This is a genomic window from Photorhabdus aegyptia (assembly GCF_000612035.1).
Classification (GTDB): domain Bacteria; phylum Pseudomonadota; class Gammaproteobacteria; order Enterobacterales; family Enterobacteriaceae; genus Photorhabdus; species Photorhabdus akhurstii.
The window spans coordinates 66,317-88,236 of record NZ_JFGV01000002.1; the positions used below are offsets into that span (position 1 = coordinate 66,317).

At 40.4% G+C, this 21,920-nt stretch carries 20 protein-coding genes; 9 read left to right on the top strand and 11 right to left on the bottom strand.

Going from position 1 to position 21,920, the window contains the following annotated elements; translation table 11 throughout:
- Positions 1-84: 84 nt before the first annotated feature.
- Positions 85-705, bottom strand: coding sequence for a tyrosine-type DNA invertase (locus BA1DRAFT_RS01165; protein ID WP_036775462.1), 621 nt, complete (start codon positions 703-705; stop codon positions 85-87).
- An 835-nt stretch (positions 706-1,540) separates the two neighbouring features.
- Here BA1DRAFT_RS01165 and BA1DRAFT_RS01170 point away from each other — a divergent pair.
- The 6 genes from BA1DRAFT_RS01170 (at position 1,541) to BA1DRAFT_RS01195 (ending at position 7,749) form a co-directional block, all read left to right on the top strand.
- Positions 1,541-3,082: a PTS transporter subunit EIIC gene (locus BA1DRAFT_RS01170; protein ID WP_036775465.1), complete on the top strand. Its 1,542-nt coding sequence runs from the start codon at positions 1,541-1,543 to the stop codon at positions 3,080-3,082.
- A 13-nt stretch (positions 3,083-3,095) separates the two neighbouring features.
- A complete protein-coding gene (locus tag BA1DRAFT_RS01175) occupies positions 3,096-4,454 on the top strand; it encodes a 6-phospho-alpha-glucosidase (protein WP_036775466.1) in 1,359 nt (452 codons plus the stop codon).
- A gap of 277 nt (positions 4,455-4,731) precedes the next feature.
- Positions 4,732-5,508, top strand: coding sequence for a MurR/RpiR family transcriptional regulator (locus BA1DRAFT_RS01180; protein WP_036775467.1), 777 nt, complete (start codon positions 4,732-4,734; stop codon positions 5,506-5,508).
- Positions 5,509-5,833: 325 nt separating this feature from the next.
- A complete protein-coding gene (locus BA1DRAFT_RS21150) occupies positions 5,834-6,307 on the top strand; it encodes a hypothetical protein (RefSeq protein ID WP_051560613.1) in 474 nt (157 codons plus the stop codon).
- A 19-nt stretch (positions 6,308-6,326) separates the two neighbouring features.
- Positions 6,327-6,998: a helix-turn-helix transcriptional regulator gene (locus tag BA1DRAFT_RS01190; protein ID WP_036775522.1), complete on the top strand. Its 672-nt coding sequence runs from the start codon at positions 6,327-6,329 to the stop codon at positions 6,996-6,998.
- Positions 6,999-7,053: 55 nt separating this feature from the next.
- Positions 7,054-7,749, top strand: coding sequence for a helix-turn-helix transcriptional regulator (locus BA1DRAFT_RS01195; RefSeq protein WP_036775469.1), 696 nt, complete (start codon positions 7,054-7,056; stop codon positions 7,747-7,749).
- Between the two features lie 309 nt (positions 7,750-8,058).
- On the opposite strand, the gene BA1DRAFT_RS01200 is transcribed toward BA1DRAFT_RS01195, so the two are convergent.
- Genes BA1DRAFT_RS01200 through BA1DRAFT_RS01210 form a run of 3 tightly spaced genes read right to left on the bottom strand, consistent with a single transcriptional unit; the run spans position 8,059 to position 10,086 of the window.
- Entirely contained in the window at positions 8,059-9,312 is a 1,254-nt protein-coding gene (locus BA1DRAFT_RS01200) for a PTS ascorbate transporter subunit IIC (RefSeq protein ID WP_036775470.1), read from the bottom strand.
- A gap of 13 nt (positions 9,313-9,325) precedes the next feature.
- Positions 9,326-9,613: a PTS sugar transporter subunit IIB gene (locus BA1DRAFT_RS01205; protein WP_036775472.1), complete on the bottom strand. Its 288-nt coding sequence runs from the start codon at positions 9,611-9,613 to the stop codon at positions 9,326-9,328.
- Between the two features lie 29 nt (positions 9,614-9,642).
- Positions 9,643-10,086, bottom strand: coding sequence for a PTS sugar transporter subunit IIA (locus BA1DRAFT_RS01210; protein WP_036775473.1), 444 nt, complete (start codon positions 10,084-10,086; stop codon positions 9,643-9,645).
- Between the two features lie 327 nt (positions 10,087-10,413).
- Here BA1DRAFT_RS01210 and BA1DRAFT_RS01215 point away from each other — a divergent pair, with 327 nt between their 5' ends.
- Positions 10,414-11,454, top strand: a complete 1,041-nt coding sequence (locus BA1DRAFT_RS01215; RefSeq protein WP_036775475.1) for a LacI family DNA-binding transcriptional regulator — start codon at positions 10,414-10,416, stop codon at positions 11,452-11,454.
- A gap of 72 nt (positions 11,455-11,526) precedes the next feature.
- Here BA1DRAFT_RS01215 and BA1DRAFT_RS01220 read toward each other — a convergent pair whose 3' ends face one another.
- The 5 genes from BA1DRAFT_RS01220 to BA1DRAFT_RS01240 form a co-directional block, all read right to left on the bottom strand.
- Entirely contained in the window at positions 11,527-11,991 is a 465-nt protein-coding gene (locus BA1DRAFT_RS01220) for an Rrf2 family transcriptional regulator (protein WP_036775476.1), read from the bottom strand.
- Positions 11,992-12,196: 205 nt separating this feature from the next.
- Positions 12,197-12,598, bottom strand: coding sequence for a nuclear transport factor 2 family protein (locus BA1DRAFT_RS01225; protein ID WP_036775477.1), 402 nt, complete (start codon positions 12,596-12,598; stop codon positions 12,197-12,199).
- Positions 12,599-12,779: 181 nt separating this feature from the next.
- Entirely contained in the window at positions 12,780-13,835 is a 1,056-nt protein-coding gene (locus tag BA1DRAFT_RS01230) for an alkene reductase (RefSeq protein ID WP_036775478.1), read from the bottom strand.
- Positions 13,836-14,217: 382 nt separating this feature from the next.
- A complete protein-coding gene (locus BA1DRAFT_RS01235; protein ID WP_036775481.1) occupies positions 14,218-14,547 on the bottom strand; it encodes a type II toxin-antitoxin system RelE/ParE family toxin in 330 nt (109 codons plus the stop codon).
- On the bottom strand, positions 14,516-14,752 hold the full coding sequence (locus BA1DRAFT_RS01240; protein WP_036775482.1) for a TA system antitoxin ParD family protein: 237 nt from the start codon (positions 14,750-14,752) through the stop codon (positions 14,516-14,518). Before BA1DRAFT_RS01240 ends, BA1DRAFT_RS01235 begins: the two co-directional genes overlap by 32 nt.
- Positions 14,753-15,391: 639 nt before the next feature.
- On the opposite strand from BA1DRAFT_RS01240, the gene BA1DRAFT_RS01250 reads away from it, so the two are divergent.
- Complete coding sequence (locus BA1DRAFT_RS01250; protein WP_036775485.1) at positions 15,392-17,113, top strand: phospholipase D-like domain-containing protein; 1,722 nt, start codon at positions 15,392-15,394, stop codon at positions 17,111-17,113.
- Between the two features lie 319 nt (positions 17,114-17,432).
- Here the strand turns inward: BA1DRAFT_RS01250 and BA1DRAFT_RS01255 are convergent, their stop codons facing one another.
- Positions 17,433-18,764: a D-serine ammonia-lyase gene (locus tag BA1DRAFT_RS01255; protein ID WP_036775486.1), complete on the bottom strand. Its 1,332-nt coding sequence runs from the start codon at positions 18,762-18,764 to the stop codon at positions 17,433-17,435.
- 296 nt (positions 18,765-19,060) lie between these two features.
- On the bottom strand, positions 19,061-20,398 hold the full coding sequence (gene dsdX / locus BA1DRAFT_RS01260; RefSeq protein WP_036775487.1) for a D-serine transporter DsdX: 1,338 nt from the start codon (positions 20,396-20,398) through the stop codon (positions 19,061-19,063).
- Positions 20,399-20,639: 241 nt separating this feature from the next.
- On the opposite strand from dsdX, the gene dsdC reads away from it, so the two are divergent.
- Complete coding sequence (dsdC, locus tag BA1DRAFT_RS01265) at positions 20,640-21,578, top strand: DNA-binding transcriptional regulator DsdC (protein WP_036775488.1); 939 nt, start codon at positions 20,640-20,642, stop codon at positions 21,576-21,578.
- Positions 21,579-21,920: the final 342 nt, after the last annotated feature.

Consider the following 21,920-nt stretch of genomic DNA (forward strand, 5'->3'; position numbering starts at 1 on the left):
GTCATCCCTATTCTCTAGATACAATCACGCTGTTTAAGAGGGTTTTTATGTATGCGCCTTAACAGGCGCATACATCAGAATCGCTTATTCAGTTGAACAAGCATTTTCCTGTGGGACATAATCAAAGTGTAATTCTCGTTGCCGATTCCTTTTTACACCCCAAACACCGTGGAAACGCTCCGCATTACTGGCGGTATATCGTACAGTATGGCGAATATTACTGTGCCCAAGATAATCTTGTATCAACCGAGTATCTATCCCTCTATCTGCCAGCGCAAAACCACAGGCATGGCGCAACATGTGCGGATGCGAATCTATGGAAATCTTAGCCAATCGTCCGAATTGGTTAATAAGTTGATAAACGCGCTGGCGAGTCAGTGCGTTTCCGCTGCGTGACAGAAACAACCAATCACTTTCTGCCCCTCGGAAGGTTTTACGGACTTTTAACCACTCCTTGATCGCTTGGATCTCATAACCCAAAAGAGGATGAATAGTAGAAAATCCGCCTTTTAAACGCCGGATATACAAACTGCCATCATCCAAATCCAGATCAGATAACCGTAGATATCTGGCTTCACTAACACGTAAGCCATGAACAAAGCTCATGTATACCAGACAATAGTCGCGCGCCCCATTAGGACTCTTTTTCGCCACTTCCAGTATTCTTTCCACTTCGTATTGCGTTAGATGTCTTCGTTGACCCATTATGGTCTATCCCAAATATTCTTTATTTTAACGCATGTAACACACTGCGTTATCTGTAACTGATTGAGACCCAGAACCAACCCTAAATCCCCCATAATAAATAAACCTGCGCCGGAATGGCGGCAGATTATTGTATGAAACCTCTGTTTCTGTACTTGATCTATGTTCAAGCTGCGTAACGGATAGATATTCAATGTCTGTTCTCCGGTAATCCCCCCTATTCTTACCATCCCTAGGTTAAAAGAAAAATAGTGATTCAATTAACCGATTCCCACCAAATAAGGCTTTTTGGCTAGAATTACCAACAAAAATCACTGCAATAAGTTCAATAACCATTTTAACAAAAGGACGTATCAGTCGATTAATTTCTGGTTCAAATCACTAAGGAAGGATGTTGATGCAGCGATATTTGTCGGCTTTCGATAAACATTCAATCTCTCTATCTTGCCGAAGAAAACCCAGCCGACAGTAAATTTAACAAACTGGTAACATGAGTAGATGATCCTCTATGTAGAATGATTTGGTATATCAGCTAGATACAATATTCAGCTTTCCAAATCACCTCCAGATTTCAGCCATGTCACCACAATGATGTTATTTACTATCTAAACCCCGAACATTATGACTCATTATTGTCCTCTTCCGCCAATCCTTTGTAACAAAAATTGATTTGCGAATGCACTCACACGTTTAAAAGTTACATGTTACTTTTTCAGTCATTTGTTATTTAAAACAATCGGATAAGTGTCATTTTACCTTCCTGAGCTGTTATTCTTAATCTGTATCTTTAGTTTTATGTAACCAAATAATATTTCTAGCAAGGAACAGAAGTTTAATGAAAAGGATCATTAATGCGTTGCAAAACCTTGGCAAATCTTTGTACGGCCCGGTGCTAATTCTCCCTATCGTCGGGCTATTTATTGCTTTTGGCAATGTATTGGGAAACGGTAATCTTGCAGAATATTTTCCATTTTTAAGCCATTGGTTAGTTCAGCAATCTGGGAAATTGATCTCCCAATCTGCTGTTTCAATATTGAGCAATCTGGCGTTGATTTTTGCTGTTGGAATCCCTATCGGGCTGGCAAAACGCAATAAAGGTTATGCCGCATTGATCGGTCTGGTCACTTTCGTCATTTTTATCAACGCTATGCACGTTACTTTAGCATTACAGGGAAAATTGGCGCCAGAAACGCAAATGCGCAATGTTGGCCAAGGCATGGTTCTGGGTGTGCAAGTGTTGGAAATGGGCGCTTTTGCCGGGATACTGATCGGTGCATTGGCTGGTTATTGCTATAACCGCTATTCGTCAAAACAGTTTAATGGTGTGATGGCAATTTATTCCGGGCACTGTTTTGTCGCCATTCTGATGATCCCTCTGGCCGTTATATCGGGTTACTTAATGAGCGATATTTGGCCCTACGCACAACGGGGCATCGGCGCCCTTGCTCACGGTATTCATGAGTCCGGGCCATTTGGCGTCGCCATATACGGCTTTCTGGAACGCATTCTGATCCCATTAGGCTTACATCATCTGGTTTATACGCCCTTTTTGTATACCGAATTAGGGGGCGTTGCAGAGGTATGCGGCACTGTACATCAAGGAGCACGCAATATCTATTTCGCTGAAATGGCCTGCCCAACTGTACATCAACTCAGTAACAGTGTGGTATGGGATGCGCGAGGGATCAGTAAGATGTTTGGCCTGACTGCCGCTGCGCTGGCAATGTATGTGACTGCCCACCCAGCAAAGAAAAGTGCGGCAAAAGCTGTTCTCATCCCTGCCGCTATGACCACTTTTTTGTTAGGCGTAACCGAACCACTTGAATTTTCTTTCCTGTTTGTTGCTCCGCTACTGTTTGGCGTTCATGCCCTGTTAACTGGTTTAGGTTTTATGCTGTTCTATCTACTCGGCGTACATGCTATCGGCGCTAACGGTATAATCGACTTCATACTATATAACTTACCGCTCGGCACCGAAAAATCTAACTGGCCAATGTATATCGCCTTAGGGCTAATCATGTCGGTGATTTATTTTTTCGCATTCCGTTTCCTGATTTTACATTACGACCTGAAAACCCCTGGACGAGAAAGTGACGATCAAGAAACACGCCTCTATAGCAAGAAAGAGTATCAAGTTGCCGATGATGACAAACCAGGACAACAAATCATCTGCGGATTAGGCGGTACAGCGAATATTGTCGCTATCGACAACTGCTATACCCGATTGCGCATAACGGTACATGACACCACGCTCATTGACGAAAACAGGCTTAAATCGACCGGCGCAAAAGGTGTCATCTGTCAGGGAAATAACGTTCAGGTAATTTACGGTCTGCACGTCAAAAAGATACGTGAAGCTGTAGAAGAAGCACTTTAACAGGAGCATAAATATGGCTAGCGCCCCTTTCGTTTTAACTATCGCCGGCGGCGGTAGTACCTATACGCCAGGTATCGTAAAAAGCCTGATGGTACGACTAAACGACTTCCCACTAGCGGAAATTCGTTTGTATGACATCGATACTCACCGGCAAGACACCATTGCGCCGGTAGTGGAAAAAGTGATACGTGAGCATAGCCAGACGATTCGCTTTGTCGTAACAAACGAGGCAAAAACCGCTTTTAGCGGCGCCCATTTTGTCTTTGCCCAAATACGCGTTGGTCAGTACAAAATGCGAGAACAGGACGAAAAGATCCCCTTACGTCACGGCGTAATTGGTCAGGAAACCTGTGGTCTTGGCGGATTGGCTTACGGCCTGCGTACTATCATGCCAATGGTGGAACTGATCGATTTGGTGGAGCGCTATGCAGATAACGCTTGGATCGTAAATTACTCTAACCCCGCCTCTATCGTCGCTGAAGGAATACGCCGTCTACGTCCACAAGCCAGAGTACTCAACATCTGTGATATGCCAGTGGCCGCTATGCGCAATATGGCAGCAATTTTAGGTGTGGATCGTCACGATATCACCGTCGATTACTTTGGTCTGAACCATTTCGGCTGGTTTACCAAAGTGTGGGTGAACGGAAAAGATAATTTGCCTGAATTACGTCGTCATATCGCTCAGCATGGCCTGCTGACTGCTGATGCAGCACAGACAGACCCGCAACATGCTGATCCAGCATGGGTTAAAACCTGGCGTAATATCAAGCCGATCATGGACCATTTTCCTGATTATGTGCCTAATCCCTATTTACAATACTATCTGATGCCAAACCACATTGTTGAGCACCAAAATCCTGACCATACCCGTGCCAACGAAGTGATGGACGGTCGGGAAAAGAAGTTGTTTAAAGCAGCGGCTGAGTTTAAACGCACAGGCATTTTACCCGATGCTTTCCATGTCGGGGTGCACGGCGCTTTTATTGTTGACGTAGCATGCTCACTGGCTTTTGATTTGCGTCAGCGCCATCTGGTGATTACCGAGAATAGGGGCGCTATCGCTAACTTACCTTACGATGCAATGGTGGAAATACCCGCTTACATTACCGCTCAAGGTCCTGAACCGGTACGTATAGGGAACGTACCACTGTTTCATCAGGCGCTGCTAGCGCAACAACTGGCTTCAGAACAGTTGTTAGTGGAAGCCGCATTAGAAGGTAGCTATGAGAAAGTGCTGCAAGCCTTCACACTGAATCGTACCGTACCTACTATGCAACAAGCCAAAGCGATTCTCGATGAAATGATCGAAGCTAACCAAGGTTATTGGCCTACACTCAACCGAGCCTGGCACCAAGGTGAAGCAATTTAACCAATATTTAACCTATAATCTGCCTTTTTTACATAAAAAAGAAGATTTTTATGCGAGCGGGCTCACTGTCCGGCAATCATTATCTTGAGGAGATTGAGAAAATTCACCACAATTCGATTACCAAACAATAGCGGAGATATTTGATAAGCCTCTCTATTACCTTTAACTGATCGGCAAAATCAATTTTTAAGTTATTGATGCTATAAGAATCAGCAAGATCAAAAACACTTATTATATGGATATGGCAGTTTACCTGCCTGTTATCACTGGATAAATAATGGATAATCGGTTAGCACCTCTATTACAGCGCAGCGAAAGAATAACTCGCGCGGAATACCGCGTGTTATCCCATTTGACCGCACATCCATTGTTGATTGGGCAGATTACGGTACGTGAACTGGCAAAAGCCACGTTCATCTCTCCCGCCACTATTATGCGTTTATGCCAGAAACTAGGGTTCAGTGGTTATAGTGAATTTATTTGGTATTGCAAACAATTGCTATCCAGTGGAACGTCTATTTTCGAGAATGCTCAACCCCAACATAATGAGATCATTCCTGATGCATTTGAACACTTCGTGACTAATTACCGTAAAACTTTCACTTTGGTCACACCAGAAAGAATGTCGTGTTTTAGCACGCTGCTACGTGAGAAAGAGAGTTTTTTTCTCTATGGTGCTGGTTTTTCCGGGCTATTTGTCAATTATTTGACGCAAAAATTGCAAGTGCTAGGGAAAACAGCTTTTAGATCCGACCCAGGAGATAGCCGTAAAATCTTCCTAAGTAATGCGATGAAATATGAAGTTTTTATCGCTATCTCTCGCAGCGGTCAGACAGAACAGGTGTTGGATAAAGTACGCATTGCTCATAATATTGGTATGACAGTCATTGCATTCACCCGCTCATCTGCCAATCCATTGGCTTCACTGGCTGATGTGCACTTTGCATTATATGACGAGGCAATTTATTTTGATGCGGAAATCAACGAGATCACTTCATTCGAGTCTAATCTGATCATGCTCATTGATTTATTATTATTACAGGCAACGTCTTAATTCACAGAACAAAAACCATACAATATGATCTCGACAGCCAAGGAAAATAAAAATACAGGAAGGGATGTTAACTATTAAATCAAACTGGCATGAAATGATTTAAATAATTTTAGTACTAAACAATACTGATGTTTATATATTCTCATATAGAGGTATTTTTACATAAAATAATAAACTATTTGATTAACGGATTTAGGTAAAAATCGATAAATTTTATCTTTATACGAATTAATTATTGCAATCTGTTATATAATCAGGTTATTTTAGATGGAATCAATAGAAAAACTCTTCAGATAATGATTAAAATACTCATTAAGGAGTTGTCATGTTAAATATAAAAAACAAACAAAATAATATCACTCCGCAATTAGTTTACCTGAGAGAAAAAAACTATAATCTTTGGGAAGCTAAACATTGCCAGCCAAAATTTATCTATGCCAATCCGTTTTTTTACCAACAACTCAACTTATCTAAAAACTCTGATATTACCGAACTTTCAGCAAGTGAATTACCTGCACCGATTACAGAAGATAAGGATTCACAGCACTGTCTTGGTACTCTCTTTCATGTAAATAAAGCAAAAGTTTTTTCTCTAACCTGTCTGTTTTATGGAAAATTACTAGCATCCATTATGTACCAAACACCATCTGAACTTTTTACTCAAGTTAAGCATGCTATTATTTTCCTATCTTTACAAAAATACATTAGCCAAAAACTAGAGGGATATCGTTGTCTCAATGACTTTGAGCTCAACGCATCAGAGAAATTTTTGCAACAAGAAAGCATGATGTTTTCCTAAATCAAAATATTACATGAATATGACTAGAAAAAATTCCACTACTTCGCTACAAATAATCAATACCCTGGAAGTAAGCAATGAACCTTGGGGAATAAAGGATAAATCTTCCTGCTTTCTCTATGGTAATGATGCATTAATTAAACTCCAAAATATGAATGCAAACTATGATTATGAAGGTAAATACGATAGTGATATCCCCTGGAAAGGCAATGAATTTGCCAAAGATTTTATTATACATGATTTGCAGGTCATAAAAAATAGAGAAAGTATTTTATCATTAGAGACACATGTATTTGGCCGAGATAAAGTTTTATCATCTTATTTCCAAGAGAAATTTCCATTCTATGATGATAACAATGAATGCATCGGTATTCTTTTCCATGCCTGGAAAGTTCAGGATAATTCATTGACTCGGCTATTTCATAGTAAACTGCCTGCTTCTATTAGGTTTCAATCACCAACTCATCTCCTTACTGAACAGGAATGGGAAATTGTTTTTCTTTTTCTACAAAAATATAATAGAACACAAATCTGTCAATTACTCAAAATCTCAGATAAAACCATAGAGGAATATATAAGAAAGATTTATAATAAATTGAAAGTTAACTCAGATTCACAATTGGAGGAATATTGCCGACTAAATAGTTTTGATCTCTATGCACCAAAAAGGTTCTTATTGTCTTACTTATAAATATCGTCTATTTATTCAAATTTTTTATAAGGTAATAATGTTATAAAGGTCAAATATGAGTCAATCAGGATGTAAAAAAGTCCCTTTTATTACTCCTCAATTAACTAATATGTGGGATAAAAGCTCAGAACCGTGGTTTGTAAAAGATAAGGAGTTCCGCTTTATTTATGCAAATAAAATGTTTATTAGGGCTAATAAATTACCTGAAAATTTTGATATTATTGGGTATACCGATAAAGAGTTACCTTCACCCGTTAATCAATTTGCTCATCTTTTTGAGGAACATGATCACAAGGTATTGCAGGGTATGCAACGAATATCATCTCTTAGCACTTTCCCTCAAACCAAAAACGAGCAAACTACATCCTATTTCTGTGATAAATATCCATTAATGGATGAAAATAAACAGTGTATTGGCATAATTTCTCATGCCAGAGAAATACATAACTTTACCGTATCTCATTATATGGAGAACAATATTGCTATATCAATCCGATTTCAGCAACCTAACAATCTATTAAAAGAGAAAGAATGGATAATCATTTTTTTATTCTGCCGTGGAGTTAGCAATAAATATATCGCTGACGAAATGAAAATTTCATATCGCACTGTGGAAAAATATTTCGAAAGTATCTATGAGAAACTATCAGTTAACTCAGCCATTGAGCTAAGAACACTTTGCAAAGAGAATAATTATGATCTTTATATTCCCCCCAAATACCTTCAATCCATAGGCCATATTTTGCTATAAACAATAGATTTCATTGCTACATATTTCTCTCTGACCTGTTTAATTAACCTGAATTTTGCTTAAGTTCCCCTAACTGATATATGGATAACAATTTGACGAATTAAAATAAAGGGCTAAAAACGTGACTAAATAATCATTTTTTTGAAAATTTACTTTCTTATTTCTGTTGAAGACTTTATATAAAAAACGATGAAACCAAGAGATTTTTATGAGCATTGACCGATGCCTTACCACAGTCAAATGGTTTACATCAACATTTTGGCAAGAGACAGGGTGTTTTAACCCCCTGTTTCAATGCCAAATCCACAATCAACGAACAATAATACCTAACAGAATGCCCAATGCGCCAAAATCAGCATCACTGAATGTCGTGTTGGCAATACCAATATCCCCCAAAACAGGTAACAGGAACACAGGTAAGAAGGTGATCAGAAATCCCTGAGCAAAAGCCCCAAGAATAGCGCCTCTACGCCCCCCTGTCGCATTACCAAAAACTCCAGCCGCTGCACCAACAAAGAAGTGTGGCACAACTCCGGGAATAATGACTGTCATACCTAGTGCATACAGTATAAACATACCGATAACACCAGCCACAAAACTGCTCAAGAACCCTACCAATACTGCATTAGGCGCGTAAGGGAAGACAACCGGGCAATCTAATGCTGGTTTAGCATTTGGTACCAGTTTGTCAGAAATTCCTTTAAACGCGGGAACGATTTCTGCAATGACCATTCTCACACCTTGCAGAATAATGTATACACCAGCGGCAAAAGTAATAGATTGCATTAGCGAGAACATAAATCCATTTTTCCCACCACTGACTTCTCTCACAAAATCACTACCAGCGAATAAGCAACTGATCATGAAAATAATCGCCATCGTAAAAGAGATGGCAACTGGTGTATCACGCAGAAACAGCAAGCTTTTCGGAACATTCATCTCTTCTGTTGAATACGCTTTATTTCCCAGTTTACTGCCAATAAAACCAGATAGGACATAGGAAAGCGTGGAAAAATGCCCAATGGCAACATCATCAGAACCTGTTACTTTCTTCATATATGGATGGGCAATCGCCGGGAAGAAAACCATAGCAACACCGACAACCACAGAACCAATAGCCACTAGCATAGTGCCTTTAATCCCTGCTGTCGCCAAAATTACCGCGACCATCATGGACATAAATAATGTGTGGTGCCCAGTCAGAAAGATAAATTTCCACGGGGTAAAACGTGCAATCAAAATATTGATCACCATAGCAAAGAACATGATCATTGCCATTTCTTTACCAAAACTTTTCTGCGCAATGGAAACAATGGCTTCGTTATTTGGTACTACCCCCTGAATACCAAAAGCGTGTTGGAAAATTTCAGCAAAACCCCCCAGTGAAGAGACGACTAATCCAGCCCCCGCCCCCAAGATCACAAACCCCATAATGGTTTTTATAGTGCCTTTGATACATTCCGTCACCGGTTTCCTTTGCAAGATCAAACCAATAAGCGCGATAAGACCGACCAAAATCGCAGGTTCTGATAGGACACTCATCAGAAAATGGAAAAATTCCATGACGTCCTCCCAGTTACAGTGCGCCAAGTTCTGCTAATGCTGCGGACAGACGTACTTTCATTGCCGATTTATCCACCATATTGTCCAGCGCAACAATTTTGCCATCGACGGCCTGAACAACTAGTTGTTCCGTAATATCTTTAGTACCGACAAAAATATCGCTTTGAGTTGCTTTTGCTGACCCCAGATCGACGTGATCAACACTGACATCGATTCCCATCTCTTTCAGAATACTTTTGATACTCATTTCCATCATCAGACTGGTACCTAACCCATGCCCGCAAACGACTGTGATTTTCATACTGTTTCCCCATAGCAAAAAATAGCGACTTAATACTGGTTAATCACGGCAAGAATCTCTTCTTTACTTTTGGCACTCATCAACAATGCAACATCCTGTTGATTATCAAACAACTTAGCAAGCTGAGCGATCACCTCAATATGACTATGGCTGTCAGTTGCTGCTAGGACAATCAACAACTTGATCGGATCATTTTCCGCAGACCCAAACCCCACTCCATTACTAATCACGGTTAAGGCTAAAGCCAATTTATTGACCCCTTCCTCAGGTCTGGCATGTGGCATAGCGATTCCGGGACCGACAACATAATAGGGACCAATTGCCTCATGCGAACGATAAATAGCATCAATATAGCGAGAAGAAATGGCGCCATTTTCCACCAAAGGCTGACAAGCAATCGCGATTGCTTCGCGCCAATTTTCAATATCCGGTATCACTTGGATCACATCCTGGGTAAGTAACCTCTTTAGCATCAATTCCCCCTAATTAAGATCTCATCCCGCTCTACCTACTCTCTGTCCCCTGCCTTCTGTCCTCTGTCTTCTGTCTTCTGTCTTCTGTCTTCTGTCTTCTGTCTTCTGTCTTCTGTCTTCTGTCTTCTGCCAGTGATATTAGTCACAAATGATAGCGCTATCTATGATCGTAATTCATTATTGTGATAGCGCTATCATTTGTTATCTGATTAATTCACCAAAAAGCGAAAGTACATTCATGGTTTTTTCCCACGAATTGCCTGAGATCAGGTAGAATCCCATCGTCAAATTCATAGCAGTTAATTAAAAAAACAGAAAAATATTTTGATGAAAAAGACACGAAAACGCCGTAATACAGGGCGAGTAACATTACAAGATGTTGCTAAGTATGCCGGTGTCGGTTCAATGACAGTTTCACGCGCATTGAGAACACCAGAAATGGTATCGGATAAATTACGAGAAAAAATTGAACAAGCCATACAGGAATTGGGATATATCCCAAATGGCGCTGCCGGCGTACTTGCTTCAGGTCAAAGTAATATTATCGCGGTGCTTGTGCCCTCACTGACAGATAAAGCCAGCGCTACATTTATACAGTCACTGCAACAAGTGCTGAATAAACATGCTTTTCAAGTTTTGCTTGGATGTCATGAATATGACCATAATAAAGAAGCCGAAATTATCATGACACTACTGCAAAGCAATGCAGCAGCACTGGTGATTTTCAGTTCGCAATTGGCAGATAAAACCTACAGCAATATTTCTCATATCAATATTCCCATTATTAATGTTGCAGGCTCTCATCAACAACAAACAGCAATTAATATAGAAACCGATTTTTCCGCGGCCGCCTATACGTTGACTGAACATATGTTAAATAATGGCCGCAAGCATATCGGTTATATTGGCGCCCAAATGGACAGCCGTTTACGCAATCAGCAAATTAATGGCTGGCATAAAGCCATGCTGCATCACTATCAGAATGCTGACCAAAATATCACTACCTCGGATACGGCTAGCATGCAATTTGGCCGCCAGGCAGTTACTGAGATGTTATTACGTCAACCTGAACTGGAAGGTGTAATTTGCAGTCATGAAGTGATTGCCTTAGGTGTCATATTTGAATGTCAGCGACGTCTACTTAAAATACCTACTGATTTGGCTGTTGCTTGTCTGGAAGGTTCAGATAACTGTGACCATACACAACCAACACTGACATCAATTCGCATTGATTATCCCCAAATAGGCAGGGACACCGGAAAATTACTAATAAAATTACTCAATCAACAAGGTGAAGATGAAACAAAACATCAAAACAACCAATATCACCTATTTTCGTATAAGTTCGAGCCCAGGCAAAGTGCTTAACAAAAAGCGCTTAACAAAATGATAACGCCATAATGAGACATCCATTGTGATTAAAGCCTGTAATCGTGGTAACTATTTTACCTGCTGGCATAGGTCATGCGAGGTGAAAGGAAAACCCGCGCAATCCTCGACCTTATTTACTATGTCAGCCACTGTCGTTTCAGCTAAAGCGGTTTCTAGCACACAGGTAACACGCGAAAATTCATCTTCTAATACTGGCGTGATATTGTGCCCAATATAACACTTGGGATTAGGTTTAGAACGGTGCAAGGTAAAGTACTGAGGATCTTCAACTGCGCGATAAATATCTAACAATGAGATTTGCTTCGACGGCCGGGCAAGTAACGCTCCACCGCCCTGCCCCATTTGCGAATAAGTCAGACCAGCCTCCGCAAGGGCACCTAAGAGCCGACGAACAACAGTCGGGTTAGTATTCACACTTTTTGCGATATCCTCAGAACGCACAGCTTGTCCGTGGTGAAGCGCGATATCGGTGAGAATATGAATAGCAACAGCAAAACGGGTAGATGTTGGCACTGGAAAATCCTGTATACCTTAAGGATGTTACGGAAGAATAGCAAAATATGAACAAAAAGGCCGCGTAGTATGTCACTAATTTCGTCACATAACAAGAAATGAAATTCAGAATGTTAACTTGCCTGATTAACATTCCTACTCCTCCCGTTTTGCCACCGTATGCCATTGTTCGGCTCAGTTAATATTACAAGCATGGCAACCGACGTTACCGAATAGAATAATCTGCATGAGCACGTTCAATTTTAAGCGTATCGGCAGTTTGTTGTAATTTAACTAACCGTCCATCCCGCACTGTCCATATATGAACGAAACGAGCAATGAACCGCTTACCACTCTTCACTCGCCCCAAATAATTCCCCAGAACAATGACATGATCATCTGATTCAAAATATTCAGAACTGTCCACAACAAAATCATCAATATCATTTAAAAATGGCACAAAGAAATTATTTAGTATATCTTCGATTCCTTCATAAATCCCACCATATCGGGAACCTTCGGTAATATCCCAAATAACATCACTTGCCATGATCTGGCGAAGAGCATCAATATCACCCATAGAGTCATAAAAACGGCGAACAATAGATACATTTAATGAATCTGACATTATCATTCTCCTTCAAACTATCCTGCAATGAAATATGACCGGCTCTTATAAAATGAGCCGGCCGGATATCTTGGGACATTCAACCAAAAAGCGCCATTGACGCTTTAAATTAACATCCCCGGAAAACAATTCGAACATCTTTCATGTTAGGCTATCCATTGCGGGTAAGGTATCCCCTTACCTAGGTAAGTGCTGGATAATCAGTATAGCCTATAGCACCAGAAACCATAAAAGTTTCCGGTTGTTGTTCATTAAATGGCGCTGTAACTAAAAACCGGCGAGGTAAGTCTGGATTGGCGATGAACAAATGACCAAAAGCCACTGCATCAGCCCTGCCGCCAGCAAGAACTTGCTCGGCACTTTCTTTAGTAAGTTCCTCGTTAGCAATATAGGTTGATCCAAAAGCCTCTTTTATCACCTGACTTAAGTCACCATCAACAACAGCATCACGTGAGAAGATAAAAGCAATACCACGTTTACCGAGTTCACGTGCTACATATCCAAACGTCGCCACAGGATTGGAATCCGCCATAGAGTAATGACCACCACGTGGGGACAAATGCATGCCGACACGTGATGATCCCCAAACTGAAATACAAGCGTCTGTCACTTCCAGCATCAATCGAGCCCGATTTTCGACTGAACCTCCGTACTGATCTGTGCGCAGATTAGCATTATCTTGCAAGAACTGATCGAGCAAATATCCATTGGCGCCATGTATTTCTACTCCATCAAACCCTGCCGTTTTCGCATTTTCCGCTCCGCGTCTGAATGCTTCGACAATGCCGGGAATTTCGTCAAGCTCAAGCGCTCGTGGAACCACGAAACGACGTTTTGGGCGTAATAAGCTAACATGACCATCAGCCGCAATTGCACTTGGCGCCACAGGTCGTTCTCCATTAAGGAAAATAGGGTCCGATATCCGCCCCACATGCCAAAGCTGTATAAAAATACGCCCACCGGCAGCATGCACGGCATCCGTGATCAACCGCCAACCAGCAACTTGTTCATCTGACCAAATACCCGGCGTATTCTCGTAGCCAACTCCCTGCGGAGTTACTGAGGTCGCTTCACTGATAATCAAACCAGCAGAAGCGCGCTGAGCATAGTATTCCGCCATCAGCTCATTAGGAACACGTCCCTCTCCTTCTGCACGGTTACGTGTCAGAGGAGCCATAATGATGCGATTTGGCAAGTCGAGATCACCAATGCGAATTGGGTCAAAAAGTGTAGGCATATCTTTTCTCTCATATAGATTAATAAATGCACTTCGTTGCAAATCAATTAGTAGGTGCATAGCCAGGTCATACCAGAAACAAACCGCGTTAATTAGGGAATGCGAACTATTTCTCTTGATTCTGTCCCCGAGTCTTTAGTAGCAGGCTGCTTATCTGACATGAATCAATGTAACTTACACAGTTACATAATGCAACAGGATAAAAACGTCAGATGTCAGAATATCTGCAAGATGATAATGTTATGACACAATAATGACTTTGTTTGAGAATGACATAGGCGGCTTATAGCCTTTGATTTAAGTGAATAGAGATTCGTTGAATGAGTGGTATAAAAAAGGCCACGCAATACGCAGCCTTGAAACGCTCTAATAGATAGAGCCCCTATCCAATGAGTTTTAAATCCGCTTTTCTGTGTCGCTTTTGTTCCTGATAAAAATTTTCATGAGAGCCAAAGTTCAGCAGGTATAACTCTATTTTCCCTTCAACCCAACAATAACCAAGCAATGTTAACTGGTTATTTAACTGAAATTTATGAACTCGAAGGAAATTTAAATCACCTTTCTTCTGCTCACCGATTTCAGGGTTATCGATTATTTTATCAATCTCATCTTCTACTATCGTAAGAAGATCCTCAGATAACTTAGATAATGCCTTAGAGAAACGCCTTGTTTCATACACATCAATCTTTGGATCTTTTAGTCCTTCTGACATAACGCGACACCTTACCGCTATTGACTTCGCTTTTCGCCAGTAAAGAATCAAGGATAAAAGAGTACGGCAAATCAGGGTTATCCTCCGCAATGCGGCCAATCTTAGCCCAATGCTCGATTTGCTTAGGTACACTTCTACTTGAAGCTTCTGCATGAATTTTTACATCATTCACGAAGTCATTATCCAAACGTATACTGATAGCCATAGTTTAGTTTGCCCCTCTGGGATTTTGTACTACATGCGATATAAAACGCATGTGTATAGAATGAAACATTTTGTTGCATTATGCAATCATTGATTACGATTTCAACATGTCTATTCCCGTGATACACAAGGCGACCTCTCAAAATCCCCTGCTCAACGCAATAAAACACGGCAAAGCCAATTTTATTCTCACTCTCAATAAAACTGGCCTCATTGAATTGTCGATATCGCCTGAATTTCGGACTTATGATTCAGAAAAATCGATTTACCCCCCCTTTTTGGGGATTAAATGCCTGAAATCCAGCTCGATTAAGGTACAAAAAACCAGGCAATATTCAGCTTTGAAACATTCTTTAATGAATAGATGCAATAAATTAAGTTTGAAAATACGTGATCCCAGTTTTATCTTTTTTAGCCTCCTCCTATCAAAAATTGATTATGATTATATACCCTATGGATTTCAAGATGCATCGCGGCGGCAAGGGAGCGAATCCCCGGGAGCATAGAGAACTATGTAACCGGGGTGAGTGAGTGCAGCCAACAAAGAAGCAACTTGAAAGATGACGGATATAAATGGTTTGTCTGATGCTGGCAGGCTGTTGGTTGATATGTAAAAAAATTGTTGCCGGAGGATACATATATGAATTTATTGGATGGTTTACAAAAAAAACTGGACGGTTACTTTCATAAAACAAGTGAAATCAACTATGTAAAAATATTTGATACTCCCAAAATATGGGGATTTCCTTTTGGAAAAGAGATAATGCCACAGGCTATTAAAAGGGAAGCAGAATTTGAGGATGCTATTGTAAGTATTCTGGAAAAAATGCGTTATCGCTGTGATATTTCCTCCTTAAATGCCCCGGATGCAGAGTGGAGAAAAGTTATCCTATCAGCTATTGATCGCGCATTTACCAAAAAAATAAACAGGAAGGACAGAACTCAAATAAGGTTCTTATTCGCTCAAACACCGACATCTTTGTTAAACGGTGTGAATTCATACTTCGAAGGCACCCCTGAATATCTGGCATTGAAAAGTGATATTATTCAATTAATTCAGGAAAGGAGAAAGCATTGGGAGTGTATACCTGAAATATGGATTGGTCGGTTTTTCAGAATAGTAGATGGGCTTAAAGTATCATTACAGAAGAAGGTGCTACCAGAGGAAATATTTCCAGAAGATGACACCAGAATGACATGGAATCATACAAAAATTATCGCAGTTGATGGAATTGAGTCATTTGTCGGGGGCCATAATTTAAATATGGATCTCTTTAAAAATTACCCTCCAGTTCATGATGTCTCTGTCAAAGTTATAGGAACGGCATCATTAAGCTCACAATTATTTTTAAATAACATGTGGGAGTCTGATACAGACCTTCTAACTAAAGAATTCTTTGATATAGATGAAAATAAATGGGTTAATGCAAATGGTATTGTGGGAAAGCCAAAAGATCCATTAAAAAAAGAGCACATTACTAGATATATAGACAGAAAAAAAGAAGAATACCTAAAAAATCCACCTAAGGACCCAGAATATAAGAAAGCAAGCAGGATATTATCCGTAGGTAAATATTGGTCTGGGCCTGATATGCGAACAGATTATAAAAAAGGCTCTGAAATAATGAAAGAGTTTATAATAAAGAATGCAAAGAAGAAAATTCGCATGTCCCAACAGGATCTTGTCAGTGCATGGAAAAAACAGTGGCGAGATCATCATGTGTGCCGATGGTTGATCGAAGCATTACTTGCCAACCCCGAGCTGGAAGTTCAAGTTGTTGTATCGCCACTTGATGCAGCCGCAGGTGCCGCTGGTGATCAATATTCTTTTGGTTCTGGAGCCAAAAGAACGTTTGAAATATTTAAATACTATTTAACACATGATGAGCACACCGATGAGAAGCTGGAAGATCCGGATGGAATCAGGCTAGCCGCACTGAAAAGAATAGAGATTGCCCCTTTTTTCTTTACAGACAAAGTACCTGAAGAGCTTTCGATTGAAGGTACTACATACAAATGGCCAACCCCGGATGAAAATTCTTATACTGCTACGCTAAAAGAACCGCCTCTTGCTGAAAGACCTCCACAGGTAGGTTCTATAGGACGCCCATTCCGGTCTTTAATTAAAGCAAGTGGTCCGGTATATCCCAAAGTTGCCCCTGCTCCTGGGAATCATGCAAAAGTAACAATAATTGACGATGAACTCTACGTGGTTGGTTCTGATAATCTCTACCCAGGATATCTTTCAGAGTTCAACTATCTTATTGAGGGAAAAGATGCGGTAAAAACTTTCATCGAATCCTACTGGGAACCATTGTGGAAATATTCAAGAACACATTCATTTAATTATAAAAATGTTTGATGTAAGCAACCAGTGTACTGATATATTCCCGCCAACTGCTGGCGGGAATATATACCCGTCATCTTTCAAGTTGCTTCTTTGTTGGCTGCACTCTCTCACCCCGGTCACATAGTTATCTATGCTCCCGGGGATTCGCTCCCTTGCCGCCGCGATGCATCTTGAAATCCATAGGGTATAACTTGAAAAATATTAAGAAAATGACTTTTCAACGTAGGAAACCAAATCAACGCGTTTTTCAGTAATAACCTGGAGGCCAGCAGGACATTGGACCTGAGAAACCAGATGCCGATAACCGGATCGCCCCTGTGAAAGACGCCAATTAGATTTTGGCTGTCGCTAAATACTTTGTCATTTCATCATCGGGCACCATACCGCCGCCGGTTGCCCAAACCAGATGTGTAGCCTGCCTCATCTGTTCTACTGAAAGGTTTTTGTTATTCAGATAATCACGGTTTCCACTCACACGAGCGGGACCCGCCATACCAGCTAATGCCGACGGCTCTAACCGGATACCCTCATCACGATTCAGTAACCCCAACAGATTATACATTTCCTGATCTTGAATAGTATAAAATCCATCCAGCAAACGTTCCATCGCACGCCCAACAAAGCCAGAAGCCCTGCCTACCGCAAGACCATCAGCAGCAGTGATATTGTCGATACCGATGTCCTGTACACAAATATTGTCATGCAAACCAGTATATACCCCCAATAACATACTGGGAGAATGGGTAGGTTCAGCAAAAATACAGTGCACATGATCACCAAAAGCCAATTTCAGTCCAAATGCAACACCACCGGGACCACCACCAACGCCGCATGGCAAATAAACGAATAATGGATGATCTTCATCAACCACAATATTCATCTGCTCAAACTGCGCCTTTACCCGTCCACCTGCGACAGAATATCCCAGAAACAACGTTTGGGAGTTTTCGTCGTCGATAAAGAAACAGTTCGGATCAGATTCGGCTTCTTTACGCCCTCTGGCTACAGCTACCCCATAATCCAGTTCGTGTTCCACGACATTGACCCCATGCGAACGTAGCTTTTGCTTCTTCCATTCACGAGCATCGGCAGACATATGCACACTGACATTAAAACCCAGTTTCGCACTGACAATACCAATGGACAGCCCCAAATTGCCGGTAGAACCTACAGCAATGCTGTATTGATTAAAGAACCGTTTAAATTCTTCCGAGAATAGTTTGCTGTAATCATCGTTTTTAGAAAGCAGCCCCGCCTGTAATGCCAATTTTTCCGCGTGAGCTAACACTTCATAAATTCCACCACGGGCTTTAATCGAACCTGAAATTGGCAAATGGCTGTCTTTTTTAAGCAAAATTCTTCCCGTGATACCCACACCATAATATTGTTCCAGTGTTTTCTGCATCGTAGGAATAGCCACTATTTCTGATTCAATAATGCCATGTGTGACGGCTGTTTCCGGGAAAGCTTTACATAAATAAGGCGCAAAACGATCCAGGCGTGCTTTAGCATCCCTGACATCATCAGCGTCCAAACTGACAAAAGGCAATCCCTCTTTAAAGGTGGTGTTACAAGGGTTAAACCAAAAGATTTCCTCTAATTCCATTAAATTTTTTACTAACGGATATTCATTTAGTAATTGCTGAATTTCAGTACTTTTCATGTATGTATTAACCCAAGATAAGTGTTTCCCTGGTATATAAAACAACTCTTACTTACTTGCTTGATTATTAGAATTTTTATTATATTCAATATGTTATGTTTACTACAACTTCCTACAATATATCAGCACATCATACTTTGTTTATTTTTTATCTTCCCCTTATTTTAATTACTACGTTAATGTTCATTTTGTTTATTATTTTAGCTATAAAAGCTGCCTGTTTTACAGGCTTCCCTGGTATTGACACTTCGCACGTCTTATTCTTATTTTTCAAGTTGAGCTGTTACTTCTTTCCATTACACAATAGTAGAAAGAAGAAACGTCCCAACCAACGCAACTACAGACGCAATAAATGTCGCAGTTGTGTAGTACTTAAAAGTTTCACTGAGCGTTGCTCCGCAATATTGCTTAACCAACCAAAACAGTGAATCAGTCACAATAGTACAGCCGATAGCACCAGAACCAATTGCCAATGTAATGATTTCAGGGCTAATATCTGGATATAACGGCAACATAGGCGAAACAATCGCTGTTGCGCCCATCATTGCGACTGTTGCTGAACCAACCGCCGCATGCAAAATAATAGCAACCAACCAAGACAAAAGAATTGGGTGCATATCCAGACTCGACAAAATAACGGCTAACGTATCACTAAGGCCGCTTACTTTTAAAACACTATTAAATGCTCCGCCCGCGCCGATAATTAATAAGATATTGGCGATAGAGGAGAAACAATCTTCTGTTTTCGTCAACAGTGTACTCATTCCCATATTTTGCTTGATGCCCAAGGTGTAATAGGCAACAAAGGCGGCAATGAACATAGCTGTAATAGGATTACCAATAAATTCCAGCACCGCATAAAACATGGTGCCTTTTTCTATATTTAATTCAGCAATCGTTTTAATCAACATCAACCCAATTGGCAATAACACCGTACACAATGTCATGCCTAAAGAGGGTAAATTCTCTTCTTTACGAACTGCAATTTCAGAAAATTCAGCCGGAACCGATTTAAAAGGCAGACGGCTGCCGAGAAGCTTCTGAAATAATGGACCACCTACCAAAGCTGCAAATAGACCAACTATCAGCCCATAAACAATCACCGAACCAATATCCGCACCCAGTTTATTCGTCACAAATAATGCAGCCGGGTGTGGAGGAACAATACAGTGAACTGCCATCAATGCTGTACATAATGGGATCGCTAATTTCAGCAGTGACGTATTGGTTTTCCTGGCAATAGAAAATGCCAGTGGAATTAACAATACCACCCCTACTTCGACAAACAGCGTAATACCACAAACCAAACCAATTAGCACCATAATGATGTCAGGTGACAACCACCGGCATTTTTGCAATGTGATACCAATACGCTCTGCCGCGCCGGATATCTCCATCATCTTACCAAGAATGGTTCCCAAACCAATCACTACGGCCAAAAAGCCTAACGTATCTCCAACTCCCCCTTGAATGGCGTTCACCATTTCAACAGGGTTCATTCCCATTAAGACACCGACATAAAAACTGGCTAACAATAGCGCGAGAAAAGGGTGAATTTTTAATTTAATTATCGTAAATACGATTAACACAATACTTGTAAGTAACGTACCAATCACCCAAGGTTGTGAATCCACTTAATCATTCCCCACAGTCAGCCTCTGTTCGTCATACGAATTTTCATTATTGAATATGAATATTCAATTTTTGACAAATGATTAATACATAGCCATGCATGAATCAGATTGAGCCAATTCAGTGATACTGATCAAAATTTTCACTTTATTTGCGATTTAAATCACTAAAACTATCTGAAACACACCGCCTTAATGATACGGTTGCATTATCCGTCGTCGATGAATTAGAAACACTATAAATATGTACACAGATGATAATTTCATGGTTGTAAATAAGTTACTCAATGGAAGCCAGTTATCAAAGCTGCATACATTTGAGATAGCCGCTCGCCACTGCTCCTTTGTTCTGGCCGCTGACGAATTAGCTATCAGTGCCAGTGCGGTCAGCCATCGAATCAGTTCTCTGGAACAAGAGTTGGGATTCAAACTCTTCCAACGTTTTCACAGAAAAATTGAATTAACCTGTGAAGGAAAGCGTTTATTTTGGACAATTAAATCGACGCTGGAACATCTAAATCAGGAAATTCTGGAAATAAAAAATCAGGAGTTATCGGGTAATCTGACTATTTACTCCCGCCCGACCTTTACTCAATGCTGGCTAGTGCCTAAATTGGCTGATTTTAATCAGCTATATCCATCCATCAACCTGAACATCTTAGTCGGTAACGAAAATGTGAATTTCCGCGGTTATGGTATCGATCTTGCGATTTATTTTGATGATATTATATCCAACGAGTTATCACATCAATATCTGATGAGCGAATATATTACCCCGGTCTGTAGCCCGCAATATGCCGAAAAACATAACCTAATGGGAAATATCGATAACCTACAATACTGCACACTATTACACGATAAACAAGCATGGAGCTATGACTCCGATACCAAAGAGTGGAATACATGGGCAGAACATTTTAACGTTACATTGGACCCATCACACAAGTGTATTGTCTTTGATCGCTCCGATTTAGCCGCTGTTGCCGCAATACACCATGCGGGTGTTGCAATGGGCAGAAAAAATATGATTTGGGAAAAAATTGAAAACAATGAATTAGTCGCTCCCTTTCCTAACACTGAAGTATTATGTAAACAATATTACTATACCTGTACCCTGCCTCAACAACAGAATGAGAAAGTCAACGCCTTTGTCCAATGGTTAAAATCAACTATAGACGAATAAAAATATAGCCAACCATTAACGGATATAACAAACCTGCCTTGTTTTAAGTGGTGATTGAGCTTTAAGTGGCGATAGTGAATCGCCACAGAAATTTGACACCGGATTCTACCCTATTATTAGTAACAGTTATTTCATTTAGCACTGCTGCTAAAAGTCAAGTCGATATCTCAAAGATCTTTAAAAATATTAAAATTATTGAATAATTTCATGACTACAAAGTAAATATTGTTGATAATTTCCCAAACTGAAAGTCAAAATTGTCGATAATTCCTCTAACTCGCCTGAAAAATGGAAATTTATTAATTCACTTCCTGATGACAAAATTCAGTCTTCTACAAAATT

Coding starts and splice junctions, on each gene's coding strand:
- BA1DRAFT_RS01165 (WP_036775462.1), bottom strand. CDS start 705: ATGGGTCAACGAAGACATCTAACGCAATACGAAGTGGAAAGAATACTG.
- BA1DRAFT_RS01170 (WP_036775465.1), top strand. CDS start 1,541: ATGAAAAGGATCATTAATGCGTTGCAAAACCTTGGCAAATCTTTGTAC.
- BA1DRAFT_RS01175 (WP_036775466.1), top strand. CDS start 3,096: ATGGCTAGCGCCCCTTTCGTTTTAACTATCGCCGGCGGCGGTAGTACC.
- BA1DRAFT_RS01180 (WP_036775467.1), top strand. CDS start 4,732: ATGGATAATCGGTTAGCACCTCTATTACAGCGCAGCGAAAGAATAACT.
- BA1DRAFT_RS21150 (WP_051560613.1), top strand. CDS start 5,834: ATGTTAAATATAAAAAACAAACAAAATAATATCACTCCGCAATTAGTT.
- BA1DRAFT_RS01190 (WP_036775522.1), top strand. CDS start 6,327: ATGACTAGAAAAAATTCCACTACTTCGCTACAAATAATCAATACCCTG.
- BA1DRAFT_RS01195 (WP_036775469.1), top strand. CDS start 7,054: ATGAGTCAATCAGGATGTAAAAAAGTCCCTTTTATTACTCCTCAATTA.
- BA1DRAFT_RS01200 (WP_036775470.1), bottom strand. CDS start 9,312: ATGGAATTTTTCCATTTTCTGATGAGTGTCCTATCAGAACCTGCGATT.
- BA1DRAFT_RS01205 (WP_036775472.1), bottom strand. CDS start 9,613: ATGAAAATCACAGTCGTTTGCGGGCATGGGTTAGGTACCAGTCTGATG.
- BA1DRAFT_RS01210 (WP_036775473.1), bottom strand. CDS start 10,086: ATGCTAAAGAGGTTACTTACCCAGGATGTGATCCAAGTGATACCGGAT.
- BA1DRAFT_RS01215 (WP_036775475.1), top strand. CDS start 10,414: ATGAAAAAGACACGAAAACGCCGTAATACAGGGCGAGTAACATTACAA.
- BA1DRAFT_RS01225 (WP_036775477.1), bottom strand. CDS start 12,598: ATGTCAGATTCATTAAATGTATCTATTGTTCGCCGTTTTTATGACTCT.
- BA1DRAFT_RS01230 (WP_036775478.1), bottom strand. CDS start 13,835: ATGCCTACACTTTTTGACCCAATTCGCATTGGTGATCTCGACTTGCCA.
- BA1DRAFT_RS01235 (WP_036775481.1), bottom strand. CDS start 14,547: ATGTCAGAAGGACTAAAAGATCCAAAGATTGATGTGTATGAAACAAGG.
- BA1DRAFT_RS01240 (WP_036775482.1), bottom strand. CDS start 14,752: ATGGCTATCAGTATACGTTTGGATAATGACTTCGTGAATGATGTAAAA.
- BA1DRAFT_RS01250 (WP_036775485.1), top strand. CDS start 15,392: ATGAATTTATTGGATGGTTTACAAAAAAAACTGGACGGTTACTTTCAT.
- BA1DRAFT_RS01255 (WP_036775486.1), bottom strand. CDS start 18,764: ATGAAAAGTACTGAAATTCAGCAATTACTAAATGAATATCCGTTAGTA.
- dsdC (WP_036775488.1), top strand. CDS start 20,640: ATGTACACAGATGATAATTTCATGGTTGTAAATAAGTTACTCAATGGA.